Annotated in this window: 1 protein-coding gene; it reads right to left on the bottom strand. The window is 74.1% G+C overall.

The features are described 5' to 3' along the window. A partial coding sequence (locus P1P70_RS45240; RefSeq protein WP_319248395.1) for a histidine kinase dimerization/phosphoacceptor domain-containing protein occupies positions 1 to 837 on the bottom strand: 837 nt, incomplete at its 3' end.

Raw genomic sequence — 837 nt, 5'->3', positions numbered from 1 at the left:
CACCACCTCGTAGTGGACCTCAAGCCCACTGCCCCGCACCCGCTCGAACAGAGAGGGCAGCTCCCCGACCCCGGGCTGAGGCGCACGGGGCGCCGACCAGGGGGCGTACCCGGCACGCGCCCCCGGGCTGCCCCCTTCGCTGTCCCGGAGGAGGCCGAGCATCCGCCGCAGCTGGACCATGGCGTCCCGCCCGGTCTCGGAGATCGCGTCGAAGGCGGCCTCGGCCCGCTCCGGTGCCGTACGCACGGCCACGGGCCCGGCCTCCGCCTGCACGATCATCAGGCTGACGGCGTGGGAGAGGATGTCGTGCATCTCCCGTGCGATCCGGGCCCGCTCACGCGCGGCGGCCTGCTCGGCCTCGACCCGATGGGCACGCTGACGGGCGTCGGTGAGCCGCCCGAAGACGTAGGCGGCCGCGAACACGAAGGCGGAGAAGGTCAGTTCACGCGCCGACCGGGTGTTGAGCCAGACCCCCACGGGCACGGCGACCAGCACCAGCGCCCCGCTGACCAGCCGCTTCCAGGGCGGCGACAGGACGGCGACCGTATAGACGATCACGAGCCCGTGATACGGCAGCGGCTGCCCGGGCCCGTCGAGGGCCAGCCCGTAGACCATGCTGGTCACCAGAATCGCCAGCAGCACGGCGAGCGGAGCCCGCCGCCGCCACACCAGCGGCACCACGGTGAGCGTCATCAGCCCGTACGCGGCCCACGTCGCCGGCGCCAGCCCGGCCGCCCGAGGCACCACGAACGGCATCGTCATGGCCCCCTGCACCAACAGGGCGACCCCGACATCGACCACCCACGGACGCCGCTCCGCGACCCCCCGCCCCCACAC

Origin of the sequence: Streptomyces sp. MB09-02B, from assembly GCF_033794485.1 — a bacterium.
Classification (GTDB): Bacteria; Actinomycetota; Actinomycetes; order Streptomycetales; family Streptomycetaceae; genus Streptomyces.
Note: the sequence above shows the minus strand (reverse complement) of the source record. Positions and strands in the feature narration are given on the sequence as shown.